Annotated in this window: 12 protein-coding genes; 7 read left to right on the top strand and 5 right to left on the bottom strand. The window is 72.4% G+C overall.

From position 1 onward, the window contains the following. Positions 1-70 precede the first annotated feature (70 nt). Positions 71-904 (top strand): L,D-transpeptidase family protein, encoded by an 834-nt coding sequence (locus tag ACZ60T_RS09785; RefSeq protein ID WP_469665450.1) that lies wholly within the window; start codon positions 71-73, stop codon positions 902-904. Positions 905-1125: 221 nt separating this feature from the next. Here the strand turns inward: ACZ60T_RS09785 and ACZ60T_RS09780 are convergent, their stop codons facing one another. Next, positions 1126-2229: a hypothetical protein gene (locus tag ACZ60T_RS09780; protein ID WP_469665449.1), complete on the bottom strand. Its 1104-nt coding sequence runs from the start codon at positions 2227-2229 to the stop codon at positions 1126-1128. After that, the gene (locus ACZ60T_RS09775) at positions 2229-2900 is read right to left on the bottom strand and encodes an RNA polymerase sigma factor (RefSeq protein ID WP_365621293.1); all 672 of its coding nucleotides are present in this window, start codon (positions 2898-2900) and stop codon (positions 2229-2231) included. The genes ACZ60T_RS09780 and ACZ60T_RS09775 overlap by 1 nt, the downstream gene beginning before the upstream one ends. Positions 2901-3391: 491 nt before the next feature. Here ACZ60T_RS09775 and leuE point away from each other — a divergent pair, with 491 nt between their 5' ends. Next, positions 3392-4048, top strand: a complete 657-nt coding sequence (leuE, locus tag ACZ60T_RS09770) for a leucine efflux protein LeuE (RefSeq protein WP_469665448.1) — start codon at positions 3392-3394, stop codon at positions 4046-4048. Between the two features lie 27 nt (positions 4049-4075). Here leuE and ACZ60T_RS09765 read toward each other — a convergent pair whose 3' ends face one another. The 3 genes from ACZ60T_RS09765 to ACZ60T_RS09755 all read right to left on the bottom strand — a co-directional run bounded on the left by ACZ60T_RS09765 (position 4076) and on the right by ACZ60T_RS09755 (position 7740). After that, on the bottom strand, positions 4076-5239 hold the full coding sequence (locus tag ACZ60T_RS09765) for an acyltransferase family protein (RefSeq protein ID WP_469665447.1): 1164 nt from the start codon (positions 5237-5239) through the stop codon (positions 4076-4078). 171 nt (positions 5240-5410) lie between these two features. Continuing rightward, the gene (locus ACZ60T_RS09760) at positions 5411-6754 is read right to left on the bottom strand and encodes an alpha-2,8-polysialyltransferase family protein (protein WP_469665446.1); all 1344 of its coding nucleotides are present in this window, start codon (positions 6752-6754) and stop codon (positions 5411-5413) included. Further along, positions 6754-7740 carry a glycosyltransferase family 2 protein gene (locus ACZ60T_RS09755; protein ID WP_469665445.1) on the bottom strand — a complete coding sequence of 329 codons (987 nt, stop codon included), beginning with the start codon at positions 7738-7740 and terminating at the stop codon, positions 6754-6756. The genes ACZ60T_RS09760 and ACZ60T_RS09755 overlap by 1 nt, the downstream gene beginning before the upstream one ends. 199 nt (positions 7741-7939) lie before the next feature. Here ACZ60T_RS09755 and ACZ60T_RS09750 point away from each other — a divergent pair, with 199 nt between their 5' ends. The 5 genes from ACZ60T_RS09750 to ACZ60T_RS09730 all read left to right on the top strand — a co-directional run bounded on the left by ACZ60T_RS09750 (position 7940) and on the right by ACZ60T_RS09730 (position 14160). Further along, the gene (locus tag ACZ60T_RS09750) at positions 7940-9292 is read left to right on the top strand and encodes a DUF6716 putative glycosyltransferase (RefSeq protein ID WP_469665444.1); all 1353 of its coding nucleotides are present in this window, start codon (positions 7940-7942) and stop codon (positions 9290-9292) included. Between the two features lie 44 nt (positions 9293-9336). Further along, a complete protein-coding gene (locus ACZ60T_RS09745; protein ID WP_469665443.1) occupies positions 9337-10590 on the top strand; it encodes a cytidylyltransferase domain-containing protein in 1254 nt (417 codons plus the stop codon). Positions 10591-10603: 13 nt separating this feature from the next. Beyond that, entirely contained in the window at positions 10604-11542 is a 939-nt protein-coding gene (locus ACZ60T_RS09740) for an N-acetylneuraminate synthase family protein (RefSeq protein ID WP_469665442.1), read from the top strand. A gap of 46 nt (positions 11543-11588) precedes the next feature. After that, on the top strand, positions 11589-12692 hold the full coding sequence (locus ACZ60T_RS09735; protein WP_469665441.1) for a hypothetical protein: 1104 nt from the start codon (positions 11589-11591) through the stop codon (positions 12690-12692). A gap of 229 nt (positions 12693-12921) precedes the next feature. After that, the gene (locus ACZ60T_RS09730; protein WP_365623017.1) at positions 12922-14160 is read left to right on the top strand and encodes a M20 family metallopeptidase; all 1239 of its coding nucleotides are present in this window, start codon (positions 12922-12924) and stop codon (positions 14158-14160) included. Positions 14161-14185: the final 25 nt, after the last annotated feature.

Below are 14185 nucleotides of genomic sequence, written 5' to 3'. Positions count from 1 at the left end.
CCTGTCCGAGGGCACCCATGGGACACCAGCGGCCCGCGACCGAGTGGACCGACGAGACGACGGGGGCGGTATGCGTACCAAGGTCATGGGGAGAACACTCGCCGCACTCGGCTCGGTCGCGGTGCTCGCCGCGACGGCCGCCTGCAAGGCCCAGCCGATGGGGGCCGAGGGCACGGACGGGCAGGGCCGGTCGCCCGTGCACGTCGAGATCCCGCAGGCCACGCCCGGCTCCGGCGGCGGTGGCATGTCCGGCGCCGCGCCCGCTGCCCCGGCCGCCGCCCTGTGGAAGCGCGGTGACTCGGGTCCCGGCGTCCGCGAGCTACAGGCCCGGCTGCGGCAGGTGGCCTGGTTGTACGACGGGCCGACGGGGACGTACGACGACCTGACCGAGAAGGCCGTCCAGGGCTTCCAGGGCAAGCGCGGGCTGCCGCAGACGGGCGCCGTCGACGCCGTCACCTGGCAGCGGCTGCGGCAGATGACCCATGAACCGGGCAAGTGGGAGCTGTATCTGATGGGCGGGCAGCCGGCCGCCGCGCCGGACGCCCGCTGTCTGACGGGCCGCGTGCTGTGTATCAGCAAGGAGAGCCGGACGCTGCGCTGGATGATCGACGGCCGGACGATCTCGACGATGGCGGTCCGCTTCGGCTCGCAGTACACACCCACCCGGGACGGTGTGTTCAGCGTCTACTGGAAGTCACGCCACCATGTGTCCACGCTCTATGACTCGCCCATGCCGTACGCGATGTTCTTCAGCGGCGGCCAGGCGGTGCACTTCTCGTACGACTTCGCGGCGCGCGGCTACTCCGGGGGCTCGCACGGATGCGTGAACGTACGGGACGAGAACGCGATCGCGGCGCTGTTCTCCCAGGTGCGGACCGGTGACAAGGTCGTCGTCTACCGGTGAGGCGCAGGGGTCCGGGAGAGGCACGGGGGCGCGGGCGGGACCGGGGGAACGTGTCCCGCCCGCGCCGATTGCACCGAGCCGTGGGTACGGGGGGAACCCCGGCTCTGTGCGAGCGCCGATGACCAGTCGGCTCACTTACTACTGCGCCGGGGCGGCCGAAAGTGTCACACCATGCGTCACGGCAGGCTCGAAGCGGACCGGGAGACTCGGGAAACCGCAGGTCAGCGGGTGGTGGTGCGTCGGTCGGCGAGAGCGGATGCCGCCCCGGCGGGCCGGGTGACCGCGCTGTACGCCGGGCTCGGGCGGCCCGTCTCGCTCTCGCCCGGCGTGACCGGGTCCAGGGTGTGCGTGTCGGACGAGGTGTCGGTCCTGCCGCCCATGCCGCCGCGGCCGGGGCGTTGGTGGCTGTCGCCGTCACCGCCGTTGCCGTCCTGGTCGCCACCCTGGTCGTTCTCGTTGCCGCCGCCCTGGTGGTTCCCGTTGTGGCTGTTGCCGCCCCGCCCCTGGTTGCCGCCCGTACCGCCGCGGTCGTCGCCGCCGTTCAGGACGCCCTTGCAGAACGCCCTGATCCGGCCGCCGCTGCCGGCGGCGTCCTCCAGGTCGCGCCGTCGGTCCGCGCCGAGTTCGCGGCCGTCGGCGATGTCGCGGCAGGAGGAGCGCACCGCGGTCCACCACGCGCGGGTCCGGCCCTTGGTGGCGTCGTCGGAGGAGCCGCCCTGCGGCTGCCCGGTGGCGGTGGTGTCCTCGCGCGCGTCGGCGGGGGAGGAGCCGCTCTTCCCGGAGTCGCCGCTCGGCCTGTCGGGCGGCGGCGCCGGAAGTCCGGTCTCCGTGTCGCCGGGCGTCGGGGTGGAGGTGAGCGGCTCCGGGGTCTCGGCGACCGACACGGACGTGGCGGGTCCCGGCTCGTGGTCGAACGGCGTCGGCAGGACTCCGGTGCCGGCCGCCACCGCGACCCCGCCGATCATCGCGGCGGCCACCGCGGCGGCCATCCCGAAGCGCACCGGACGCGCCCAGCGGACCCGGCGCCCGCCCCGGCCGGGGTCCCCGAGCCGGACGACCCCGGCGTCGGCCACCTGCCCGGAGGCGGCGCGACCGGGCGCCGTCTCCGCGCCGTTCGCGTGGACGGCCCGGAACGCGGCCAACGCGGCCTTCTCGCCCGGCAGTTCGGCCTCGGGTGCCGAGGGCGGTCCGGCGAGCGCGGCGAGGGCCTCGGCGATCCTCGCGGCGTGCGCGCGCGCGTCGGCGTCGACGGCGTCCAGCGGCTCACCGCGCAGCAGACGCTCCGCCGCGTCGCTGTCCAGCCACTCGTACTGCTCGTCGGCCATCACATGTCCTTCTGCGTCCGCGAACGCAAATGCGTCACACCGGCGGGCGACACCGCGCGCCGTCGCACATCCCGCTGGGGAGGCATCGCGCCGAGTACGCCGGTCGATTCCGAATCCGTCCCGGGCCCCGCGCCGAGCAGCTCCGCGAGGCGCTTCAGACCGCGGTGCGCGGCTGTCCGTACGGCGCCGGGGCGCTTGCCGAGCGTCTCGGCGGCGCTCTTGGCGTCCAACCCCACGACCACGCGCAGCACCACGGCCTCGGCCTGGTCCTGCGGGAGTTGGGCGATGAGGGAGAGCGTACGGCCGGTGGCGAGGGCTTCGAGCGCCTCGCCCGCCGTGTCCGACTCGGCGGGCTTCCCGGTCAGCTCGCTCTCGTCGCCGCCGATCGCGGGACGGCGCCCCCGCATCCGTATGTGATCGAGCGCGCGATTGCGGGCGATCCGCGCGGCCCAGCCGCGGAACCGGTCGGCGTCACCGTCGAACCGCTCCAGATCACGGGCGATCTGCAACCACGCCTCGGAGGTGACGTCCTCCGCGTCCGGCTCACCCACCAGCGTCCGTACGTATCCGAGGAGCCGCGGGTGCACCGCGCGGTACACGGTCCGGAACGCGGTCTCGTCCCCGCCCCGTGCCGCGAGTACCGCGGCCGTCAGCTCCGCGTCGTCCCCCACTACCCCGAACTGCCCCTCTGTGCGCCCGTACCGGCACCGCTTCGGCGGCCCGGGTCTTTGACTGGTCGTCCGCGTCGGCGCGAACGGCACGTTACGGGTTGAAACCGCCGGCCGTCCATGTCCCCCACACCGTACGGCCGACCCATGACAACGCCGGGTGTGACAGAAAACGCATCCGCGACGCAGTAGAGAGTACGGGCCGCCCAGCGACCCGTACCGTGCGACGGCCGGGGCCTCTCCTGTGGGGGGTGGCGGCCCCGGCCGTCTCTTCGGTCTCTCCCGAACCACGCCCGCCGTCCGTACGGCTGACGACGGGTCAGTGATCATCTTGCCGCATACGCCCCCGCGTGTGGAGGGCGGCTGGGACAGAGACCTTCGGAGTCGGCGCCGAGCCGTCCACCCGTCCATGGGCGGCGCTCCACGGTGGCTGTCCGTCTCGTCCCGCGAAACGCGGATTCCGAGTGTCGTACCCCCGTGCGACACTCCTGTCCATGTTCGGCGTCATCGACCTCCCCACCTACCTGGCGGGCCTCGTTCTCATCATCCTGCTCCCCGGGCCCAACTCCCTGTACGTCCTCTCCGTAGCCGCCCGGCGCGGGGTGCGGGCCGGGTATACGGCCGCGGCCGGGGTCTGGTGCGGGGACACCGTGCTGATGACGCTGTCCGCGGCCGGAGTCGCCTCGCTGCTCCAGACGAACGCCGTGCTGTTCGGGATCGTGAAGTACGCGGGTGCGGGCTATCTGACGTGGCTCGCGATCGGCATGATGCGGGCCGCGTGGGGGATGTGGCGGGCGCGGCGGGAGCAGACCGTGCCGGAGAACCCGGCCGCCGCCGGCGCCGTCGACTCGGAGCGGCCCTATCGCCGTGCGTTCGTCGTCAGCCTGTTCAACCCCAAGGCCATCCTCTTCTTCGTGGCCTTCTTCGTGCAGTTCGTCGACCCGGGCTATGCCTACCCGGCGCTCTCCTTCGTCGTCCTCGGCGCCTTCGCCCAGGCCGCCAGCTTCCTCTACCTCACGGCCCTGATATTCAGCGGAACCCGCCTCGCGGCGGCCTTCCGCCGACGCAAGCGGCTCTCGGCCGGGGCGACCTCGGCCGCGGGCGCCCTCTTCCTGGGCTTCGCGGTGAAGCTGTCGCTCGCGAGCGCGTAGTCATCGGGCGGCGGCCGGGGCGTTCGCCTACGGCCGTGGCCGCGACAGCACCGTACGCAGCCTCGGCGTCAGCCATTCCTCCACGTACCGGTTCAGCAGCCGGGCCAGCAGCAGCATCGCGGCGACCGTCAGCGGGAAGGTGCCGTACGACGGGATGCCCAGACTCTGGTGCAGGCCCTTGATGACCACCCAGCCCAGGTGCTCGTGGACGAGATAGAAGGGGTACGTCAGCGCGCCCGCGACCGTCAGCCAGCGCCAGTTCACCCGGTTCAGCCAGCCGAGGGCGATCGCCGCGACGGCGACGAAACCGAGGGTGACGACGAGGACGATGCCGAAGGTGGTGCGGTAGGAGAAGGCGTGCACGGTCGGGGCGTGCCACAGGTCCTTGACCGCCGTGTGCTGGCCGAGCAGCCAACTGACCCCGACGATGCCCCAGGCGTACGCGTCACGCCGGTCCCGGTGTACCAGGTACAGGCCGACACCGCCGATGAAGAACGGCGCGTACTGAGGCATCAGGACGATGTCCAGCAGCGGCTGCCCGGCCCCCTGCGCGATCGCCGCCGCCAGTGTCCAGCAGGCGCAGAACAGGATCACCCGCCGCCGGTTCGCGCCCGGCAGCACGATGCACAGCGCGAACAGGGCGTAGAACCGTATCTCCGCCCACAGGGTCCAGCACACGCCCAGCACCCGGTCCACGCCCAGCGGCTGCTGGAGCATCGTCAGGTTCACGAGTACGTCGCTCGGCGCGACCGCCTTGAAAGCGACCATCGGCAACGCGAAGACCGCGGTCACCAGGATGATCGCCGCCCAGTAGGCGGGCAGCAGCCGGGAGGCGCGGGAGGCGAAGAAGGAGCGGAGCGGCCGACCCCAGCCGCTCATGCAGATGACGAAGCCGCTGATCACGAAGAAGATCTGCACACCGAGGCAGCCGTAGGCGAAGTACGGGGACAGCGTGGGGAACTCCTGACTCGGCGAGGCGCCCCAGGCGCGGGCCACTTCCCCGTCCCGGCCACCGTAGTGGTACGCCGCCACCATCAGCGCTGCCACCAGGCGCAGCCCGTCCAGGGCGCGCAGCCGGGACTCCCGGGGCCTGCCCGGCTTCGGGGTGCCGGGCGCGACGGCCGACGGGCGGGCGGGGGCGGCCAGGGTGCCCGGGGAGGTCGTTCGGGCGTCCACGGGTGGGTCGATCACGGGCTCTCCTTCGGTGGCGGTGACACGCGGACAGCCCTCAGAACGCTGGTCCGGCGGGTGGGTGGACAGGTTCGGCGCGGCGGACACACGGGAGCGGCGAGGACCGGGACATCGGACCCGGTCCTCGCGCCCGGCGCGTGCGCGTCGTGCCGCTCCCGTCGGGAGCGAGGCTCAGCGGCCCACCGCTCGCCTCAGCAAGCGGGCGCGCCGAGCCACCCGCCGTACCGTCGCGTTGCGCGGGATGAAGGCCAGTTGGGGCGGGATCCCGCCGGGCAGCGCCAGCGAGGTCAGGCGGCGGCGCTTGAAGTAGCGCCAGGTGGACTGGTCCAGATGCGTGCCCAGGTACTGCTCGGCGGCCGGGCGCAGGTCCGGATAGATCTGCGGCTGCATGGTGAAGCCGACGGCGGTGAGCAGACCGGCCAGCAGTTCGGTGGCCAGGACCCCGCCCTCCGGCGCGCCCTGCGGCTCGCCCTCCAGGTCGGGCAGCAGCGCGTCGGTCAGGGTGACCGGTACGCGGTTGCTGTTCTGGTACGGCGTCAGCCGCTCCAGCAGGGCCTCGGTGCCCACGCGGGCGACCGGGAGGTCGTAGAACGCGGTGGCGGTGAACAGCGCCGTGGAGAAGCAGCCGACCACCAGCGCGGGCCGCGCCCGCTCGAACAGCACCTCGGCGAGGACGGGCAGGTCCAGGACGGTGAGGTCCACGCCGAGCCGCTCGGCCTCGGCCTCCAGCGCGCGGCTGTAGCGGGCCGGTGCGGTCGGGTGCGGCTTGAAGACGAGGGCACGGTGCCCGCGGGCGACCGCGCCCCGCAGCATCCGTATATGCAGGTCCTCCTCTTCCTCGGGGGAGAGGATGTCCAGCGCGGACAGATACTGGCCGAGCAGGACCGCGGGCCGCTCGGGCAGCGACGGAAGCCGCGGCACGGCGTCGCCGAGCCGGTCGAGCACCTTCAGGAACGCGCCGGTCGGCACGATCCGCGCGGGCACGTCGAACTCGGTCAGCAGGAGCGGGGTCAGACCGGGCACCAGATCCAGATGGAGCAGCCGCCGTACGCGCGTACCGATCAGCGGGTCGATCTTGTTGCGGGTGGGGCCGTAGCTCATCAGCCCGTCGGCGTAGACGTCGATGGGCGCGTCGGTGAACGAGCGGGCGATGGCCTGGGCCGGGTTGACCTGGAGGGACTCCATCACCAGGGCCACCCGGTCGTCGCCCAGGTCCCACAGCAGCCGCAGATAGCGCTCGATCAGCGGGATGTCGTCGGCGCGCGGGGACCAGGCTCCGGGGTGGAAGGGCCGGATGGCGTCGTTCCAGGACAGTACGGCGTCGAAGTGGTCGCGCAGCGCGGCGAAGCCCGGCATCTCGTCGACGGCCGGGGTCGTCTCCGGCGTCGTGGCGTTGTTGCACACCAGCAGCAGGCGGCGCTCCGTGCCGGGGAAGCAGCCGGACTCGATCGCGGCGGCCAGGGTGGCGACGCCGTACAGCGTCGAGGCGCAGAAGATCCGTGTGGTTCGGGACATCAGGCGGCCGCCTTCGGCGTGGTGCCCCGACGGCGCAGCCTGCGCAGCCGGGAGGCGCGGGCCAGGTCCATGGTGTCGAGGACGTCGGTGAGCAGGTCCTGCGGCATACGTGCCATCGCCGCGCCGCTCATCGTGCGGAACTGCCGGGCCACGGCCGGCTCGAACTTGTCGATCTCCGCGAGGTGATGGGCGATGATCGCGCAGTACGTGCGCACCGCCTTCGGCAGCAGCCGGTCGGCCTCGGGGTCGGCCGCGGTCTCCTCGATCACCTGGTCGAAGGCGCGGATGAAGTCGAGCTGGCGCACATCGCCGATCTGGGTGAGCGACGTGGCCACCCCGCGCCGGTAGAAGACGCCCAGCAGGCTCAGTACGGCGAACGACTCCGCCTCACGGTGCAGCTTCCATATCCACGGCCGGTCCTCCGCGGTGCGCAGACCGTCGGTGAAGTGCAGCAGTCCCTTGTCGAGCAGCCGCCGGTGGTAGGCACCGGCCCAGGCGAAGGGGTAGTCCACCGAGGTCGACCGCTCGGCGGGAAGGATCGCCTCGCGCGGGTTCAGTACCTCCCAGCGCCGCCCCTGGGGCACCCGGTGCACGGTACGGGCGCGGGCGGAGGCCTGCACATGATCGGTCCGTACGAAGTCGCAGCCCAGCTCCTCGACGGCCGCCACGAGCCGGCCGAGATAGCCCGGGGCCAGCCAGTCGTCGCCGTCCAGGAACGTCAGGTATTCGCCCCGCGCCGCCTCCAGTCCGGTGTTGCGCGCGGTGGCGAGTCCGCCGTTCTCCTTTCGGTGGATGAAGCGCACGGCGGCGACATCCGAGAGGTCTTCGGCAGCCCGTTCGAGAATGGTCGGCGTCTCGTCTCGCGAATGGTCGTCGACCAGGATGAATTCGAATTCGGGCCGGGCATTGAGGCGGAGACTTCTCAACATGTCCGGCGCGTAGTGCTGCACGTTGCAGAAGGGCACGATCACGGAAAGCTTGGGCACCCTGGAGAGCGTAGGGGGCGGCCCGGCCGGTGAACTGTCCGGTGAACCTACGAAGAGTGAACTCGACGTGTCGAATCGGTGCACCCCGCGCGCATTCCGCTCCCCGGCGGGCCAGTTCGCCTCTCGGTGTGCCGCTGTTAACTGATTGTTGAATCGGGGTTGGCTCCGTCCTCGGAATTGATTCCTACGGTCTTGAACCGTGCCAGCCAGTCATACGAAGCCCCTGCGGATCGCCGTGCTCGCGGACTCCGACACCCGATGGAAATGGGGTGCGCTGACCGCGGACCGTCTCACCGCGGACCCGGACGCCGGACCGAGTGAGAGCGCGTCCGGTGAACCTGTCCTGGACGGCTTCCTCCTGCGAGGCCGCGCCACCCCCACCGCCCGCCAGCTCGACGAGGTCGGCGTGCGCGCGGACTCCCTGCGCGAGGTCACCGCCGCCGAGTTCCTGCACACGATGGCGAAGGAGCCGTACGACCTCCTCGTCCTCGCCCTGGTCGGCGGGGGAGTCCAGGCCATGCTGCACGGCCTCGCCCATGCCTGGCAGGGGCGGACCCGGCGCCCCGTCGTCGTCACCGGCTATGTCGGCGTCGTCTACGAGAAGCTCGCCGACGGCCTGTTGCTACGGCACGGCGCGGACCTCGTCCTCGCCAACTCCCGCCAGGACGCCGACCGCTTCCGGGACGTCTACGAGGGCGTGGGCGCCGACGCCACGTCGGTGACCGAGGTGGCACTGCCCTTCCTCGGCGGCGCGCCCTACGAGAAGAAGGACCCGTACACGGTCGTCTTCGCCGCGCAGCCCTCCGTGCCGGACAACCGCAGGGACCGTACGTATCTGCTGGACCGGCTGATCCGGCACGCGCGTCGGCACCCCGAGCGCGAGGTGCTGCTCAAGCTCCGCTCCCAGCCGGGCGAACACACCACGCACATCGAGGAGTTGCCCTACCAGAAGCTCGCCCGGCAACCGGATCTGCCCGCCAACTTCCGCCTGGTGTACGGGAACATGGGCGAGGTCCTCGACCGTACCGACCTGCTGGTCACGGTCAGTTCGACCGCCGCACTGGAGTCGCTGCACCGCGGTGTCCCCACCGTCGTCCTGACCGACCTCGGGGTGCGGGAGGCGCTCGGCAACCACCACTTCGTGGGCTCCGGCTGCCTGGCCTCCTGGGACCAACTCGACGCCGGACACGAGCCGTTGCCGGACCCGTGGTGGGTGGCCCGGCAGGGCGTCGCGGCTGCGGGTCCCCCCTCTGGGGGAGGCTCGCACGCCGCCGCCTTCGACGAGGCGCGCGCCCGGATCGCCGGACTGCTCGCCACCGCCGAACTCCCGTCGCTGCGGCCCTACTACACCCCCGTCACCGCGCCCGGCTATCAGCCCGGCATCCTCGCCCGCCACCATCTCGCCCCGGACGGCAGCCCGTTGCCGGGCGCGCCGAGTGCCGACCATGCGCCCGGACCGGTGCGCCGGATCGTCCGCCGCGCCGCCCGAGGTGCCTACCGCCATGGCGTGCAGCGCGTGGCGCCCATGATCCGGCGGATGGGCGAGCTGTGAGCGGGACGAGCCCGATACCCCGAGAACTCCGAGGAGTTGACCCCATGTCCGACCCGGCAACGGGACAGGCGCCGCCGGTGCGCCGTGTGCTCGCGGTGATCCCCGCGCGCGGCGGCTCCAAGGGCGTGCCCGCGAAGAACCTCGCCCCGGTCGGCGGTGTGCCGCTGGTCGCCCGCGCGGTGCGCGAGTGCCGGGCCGCCCGGCTGGTCACCGACGTCGTGGTCTCCACCGACGACGCGGCGATCGCCGCCGCCGCCCGCGAGGCCGGAGCCGAGATCGTACGGCGCCCCGCCGCCATCGCCGGGGACACCGCCACCTCCGAGGACGCGGTCCTGCACGCCGTGGACGCCCACGAGGCGCTGCACGGGACGCCGGTCGACGTGGTGCTGCTGGTCCAGTGCACCAGCCCGTTCCTCGTCAGCGAGGACATCGACGGGGTGGCCGCGGCCGTGGTCGAGAACGGCGCGGACACCGCGCTGACCGTGGCCCCCTTCCACGGCTTCCTCTGGCGCGCCGCGACCGACGACGCCGCGACCGACGACGCCTCGGCCACCGAGGGCGGTCACGGCGTCAACCACGACAAGTCCTTCCGGCCGCGCCGCCAGGACCGCCCCGAGGACCTGCTGGAGACCGGCGCCGCGTACGCCATGGACGCCGCCGGGCTGCGCGCGCACCGCCACCGCTTCTTCGGCCGTACCGACCTCGTGCGCACCGACCCGGCCCGCGTGCTGGAGATCGACGACCCGCACGAGCTGGCCCGCGCCCGCGCGCTGGCCCCGCTGTTCGACGCGCACCGGCCCGGTGCGCTCCCCACCCGCGCCGACCTCGACGCGGTCGTACTCGACTTCGACGGCACCCAGACCGACGACAGGGTGCTGATCGACTCCGACGGACGCGAGTTCGTCTCCGTGCATCGCGGGGACGGCCTCGGGATCGCCGCGCTGCGCCGCAGCGGCCTGGCGCTGCTGATCCTGTCCACGGAACAGAACCCGGTCGTCGCCGCCAGGGCCCGCAAGCTGCGGATCCCGGTCCTGCACGGCATCGACCGCAAGGACCTCGCACTGAAGCAGTGGTGCGAGGAGCAGGGCATCGCGCCCGAGCGCGTGCTCTACGTCGGCAACGACGTCAACGACCTCCCGTGCTTCGGCCTCGCCGGCTGGCCCGTGGCGGTCGCGAGCGCCCACGACGTCGTGCGCGGCGCCGCACGCGCGGTCACCACCGCCCCAGGTGGTGACGGCGCGATCCGAGAGATCGCCACCTGGATCCTCGGCCCCTCTCTCGACTCCCTCCACAGTTAAGGAACTTCCCGTCATGAGCACCAACTCCCGTCTCCGCAAGCTCGGTTCGCGTACGGCCGGCCCCGGTATGCCGGTGTACGTCTGCGGTGAGATCGGCATCAACCACAACGGCGAGCTGGAGAACGCCTTCAAGCTGATCGACGTGGCCGCCGAGGCCGGCTGCGACGCCGTCAAGTTCCAGAAGCGCACCCCCGAGATCTGCACCCCGCGCGACCAGTGGGACATCGAGCGCGACACCCCCTGGGGGCGGATGACCTACATCGACTACCGCCACCGCGTGGAGTTCGGCGAGGACGAGTACCGGCAGATCGACGCGTACTGCAAGGAGAAGGGCATCGCCTGGTTCGCGTCCCCGTGGGACACCGAGGCGGTCGCCTTCCTGGAGAAGTTCGACGTGCCCGCGCACAAGGTGGCCTCCGCCTCCCTCACGGACGACGAACTGCTGCACACCCTGCGCGCCACCGGCCGCACGATCATCCTGTCCACCGGTATGTCGACCCCGAAGCAGATCCGTCACGCGGTCGAGGTCCTCGGCTCGGACAACATCCTGCTCTGCCACGCCACGTCGACGTACCCGGCGAAGGGCGACGAGCTGAACCTCCGCGTCATCAACACCCTCCAGGCCGAGTTCCCGAACGTCCCGATCGGCTACTCCGGCCACGAGACGGGCCTGCAGACCACGCTGGCCGCGGTCGCCCTCGGCGCCACCTTCGTCGAGCGCCACATCACCCTGGACCGCGCGATGTGGGGCTCCGACCAGGCCGCCTCGGTGGAGCCGCAGGGCCTGCGGCGCCTGGTCCGCGACATCCGCACCATCGAGACCTCGCTGGGCGACGGCGTGAAGCGGGTCTACGACTCCGAGCTGGGCCCGATGAAGAAGCTGCGCCGTGTCGCCGGTGCGGTCATCGAGGCGGAGATCGCCGCGGCGGCCGGTGAGCCGGTGGCGGTCTGACGGTCCTCCCGCCCCTCACCGCCCGAAAGGCAACGGTCGTACGACCATGAGTCCCCGTGTCGGGCCGACCGGCCCCACCTCCACGCTCGCCTTCGTCGAGAGCCCCGTCCAGCTGTTGAACGTGCTGGAGTGGGCGCACACCCGGGCAGACACCCGGGCGCCAGGAGCCGCCGGCCCGGCCGGGGACCCCCTGACCCTGGTGGTGCTGTCGCCCACCGACCCCATGACCCGGGGTCAACTGCGCCGCATGGCCGAACTCGCGCGCGGCGAGGGCCACGAGGTGCGCTGGGAGGAGGCGCGCGGGGGCGTCACCGCCCCGTTCCGGACGATCGGCGGCCTGGCGCCCCTGCTGCGCGAGGCCGCGCGGATCGTCATCGGCGACCCGTTCTCCCGTTACGTACAGCTCCTGCTGACCATCACCCGGGCGCCGGACCTCGTCGTCGTGGACGACGGCACCGCGACCATGGAGTTCGTGGCGCAGCTCGCGCGGGGCGAGCGGCTGGTGCGCTGGCATCGGCGCGGCAGCCGCCCAGGGCCCCGCGATCTGCTCTTCGCCCCGGTCTCCGGCGCGGCCCGGCGCCGCCTCACGCCGTCCGGGCGGCGCGGCGTCGAGGTGTTCTCCGCCATGCCGATCGACGCGGCCCCCGACGGCATCCGCCTCACCGTCAACGACTTCGCCTGGACCCGCGCCCGCTTCGGCCCGCCGCGCGTCGCGCGCGGCGCCGACCTGGTGGGCACCTCCTTGGTGGAGACCGGCGTGGTCGATCCGGACCGCTACCTGGAAGCGGTCCGCTCCCTGGCCCGCGCCCACGGCGCCGCCCGCTACTTCGCCCACCGCCGCGAAAGCTCCGAGAAGCTGCACCGGCTGGCCGTCGAGACCGGCCTGGAGGTGGTCCGCCCGGACCTGCCCCTGGAACTGATCGCCCGCCGGGGCCCCATCGGCCGTACGATCCTGAGCTTCCCGTCGACGGTCGTCCACACCCTGCCCCTGGCCCTGACCGGCACCGGGGTGCGCGTCGCGGTCTGCGACATCGACCCGACCTGGCTCACCGACACAGCCTCCCCCCGAGCCGAGGGCTTCCTGGCAGGCGTGACAGGAACGGCCCGAGACGCCCACCGCCTGCGCTCGGCGACACCGGGGACGGCGTAGGGGCGCGGGGCCCTCATCCGGGTGCGAGGGCGCTCACCTCGGGCAAGGGACGGACCGTGCGGGGAGGGACCACGAGGTGGGCGAAGAGGCGTAAACGGAGCCTCTACCCCCTTGTGAGTCTCACCATGCGGGCGCGTGCCCGGATTCTTACATCAATCCGGCTGAACTTTTCTTGATCGCCCGGCAGTTGATCCCCCTCAGGCCTACCCTTCAAAGGGTGAACCAACTGATGTCCCGCGAGTTCGACGCCGACCTGCCCGGGGATTCCGGGGACGCCGTGCTGCCCGGTGTGCTGTCCGAGGAGCTGCGGGCCGAGCTCGTCGCCTTCCGGCGTGATCTGCATATGCACCCCGAGCTCGGCCACCAGGAGCTCCGTACCACCGCCGCGCTCAAGGAGCGGCTGGAGCGGGCCGGGCTCGCCCCGCGGGTGCTCGACATCGGTACGGGGCTCGTGTGCGACATCGGCAAGGAGGCGGACGGCCCGGCGGAGCCCATGCTCGCGCTGCGCGCCGACATCGACGCGCTGCCCATCCCGGACACGAAGACGGAGTGCGGCTACCGCTCCACGGTCCCCGGTCGCGCCCACGCCTGCGGACATGACGTCCACACCACCGTCGTCCTCGGCGCCGGACTCGTCCTCGCCGAGCTGGCGCGGCAGGGCGCCCTGCCGCGGCCCGTACGGCTGATCTTCCAGCCCGCCGAGGAGGTGCTGCCGGGCGGGGCGACCGACGCCATCGAGTCCGGGGTGCTCGACGGCGTCGGGAAGATCATCGCCGTGCACTGCGACCCGCGCGTGGACGCCGGACGGATCGGGCTGCGCAACGGCCCCATCACCTCCGCCTGCGACCGCCTCGAGGTCGCGCTGAACGGCACCGGCGGGCACACCGCCCGCCCGCATCTGACCACGGACCTGGTCACCGCCGCCGCCAAGGTCGCCACCGAGGTCCCCACGCTCGTCGCCCGCCGGATCGACGCCCGCTCCGGGCTCGCGGTGACCTGGGGACGTATCGAGTCGGGCCACGCCTGCAACGTCATCCCGCAGCACGCCGAGCTGTCCGGCACCGTCCGCTGCCTCGACCTGGAGGCCTGGCGGCAGGCGCCGGACCTGGTGCATGCCGCCATCGACGAGATCGCGGGCATCTACCGGGCCAAGTCCGAGATCAACTACGTCCGGGGAGTGCCGCCGGTCGTCAACGAAGCCGGGGTCACCGAGCTGCTGCGGGACGCGATGATGGCCCGGCGCGGGGTGCACTCCGTCGAGGACACCCAACAGAGCCTCGGCGGCGAGGACTTCTCCTGGTATCTGGAGCAGGTCCCCGGCGCCATGGCCCGACTCGGTGTCCGCGTCCCCGGTGAGCGCACCGTACGCGACCTCCACCAGGGCGATTTCGACGTGGACGAGGCCGCGATCACGGTCGGTGTCGAGCTGTTCACGGCCGCCGCGCTCCTGGACGCGGCACGTTCGTAACCCGAGGTCGCGCCGACGTTCAAGA

The organism is Streptomyces sp. NPDC104371 (assembly GCF_055583785.1).
Note: the sequence above shows the minus strand (reverse complement) of the source record. Positions and strands in the feature narration are given on the sequence as shown.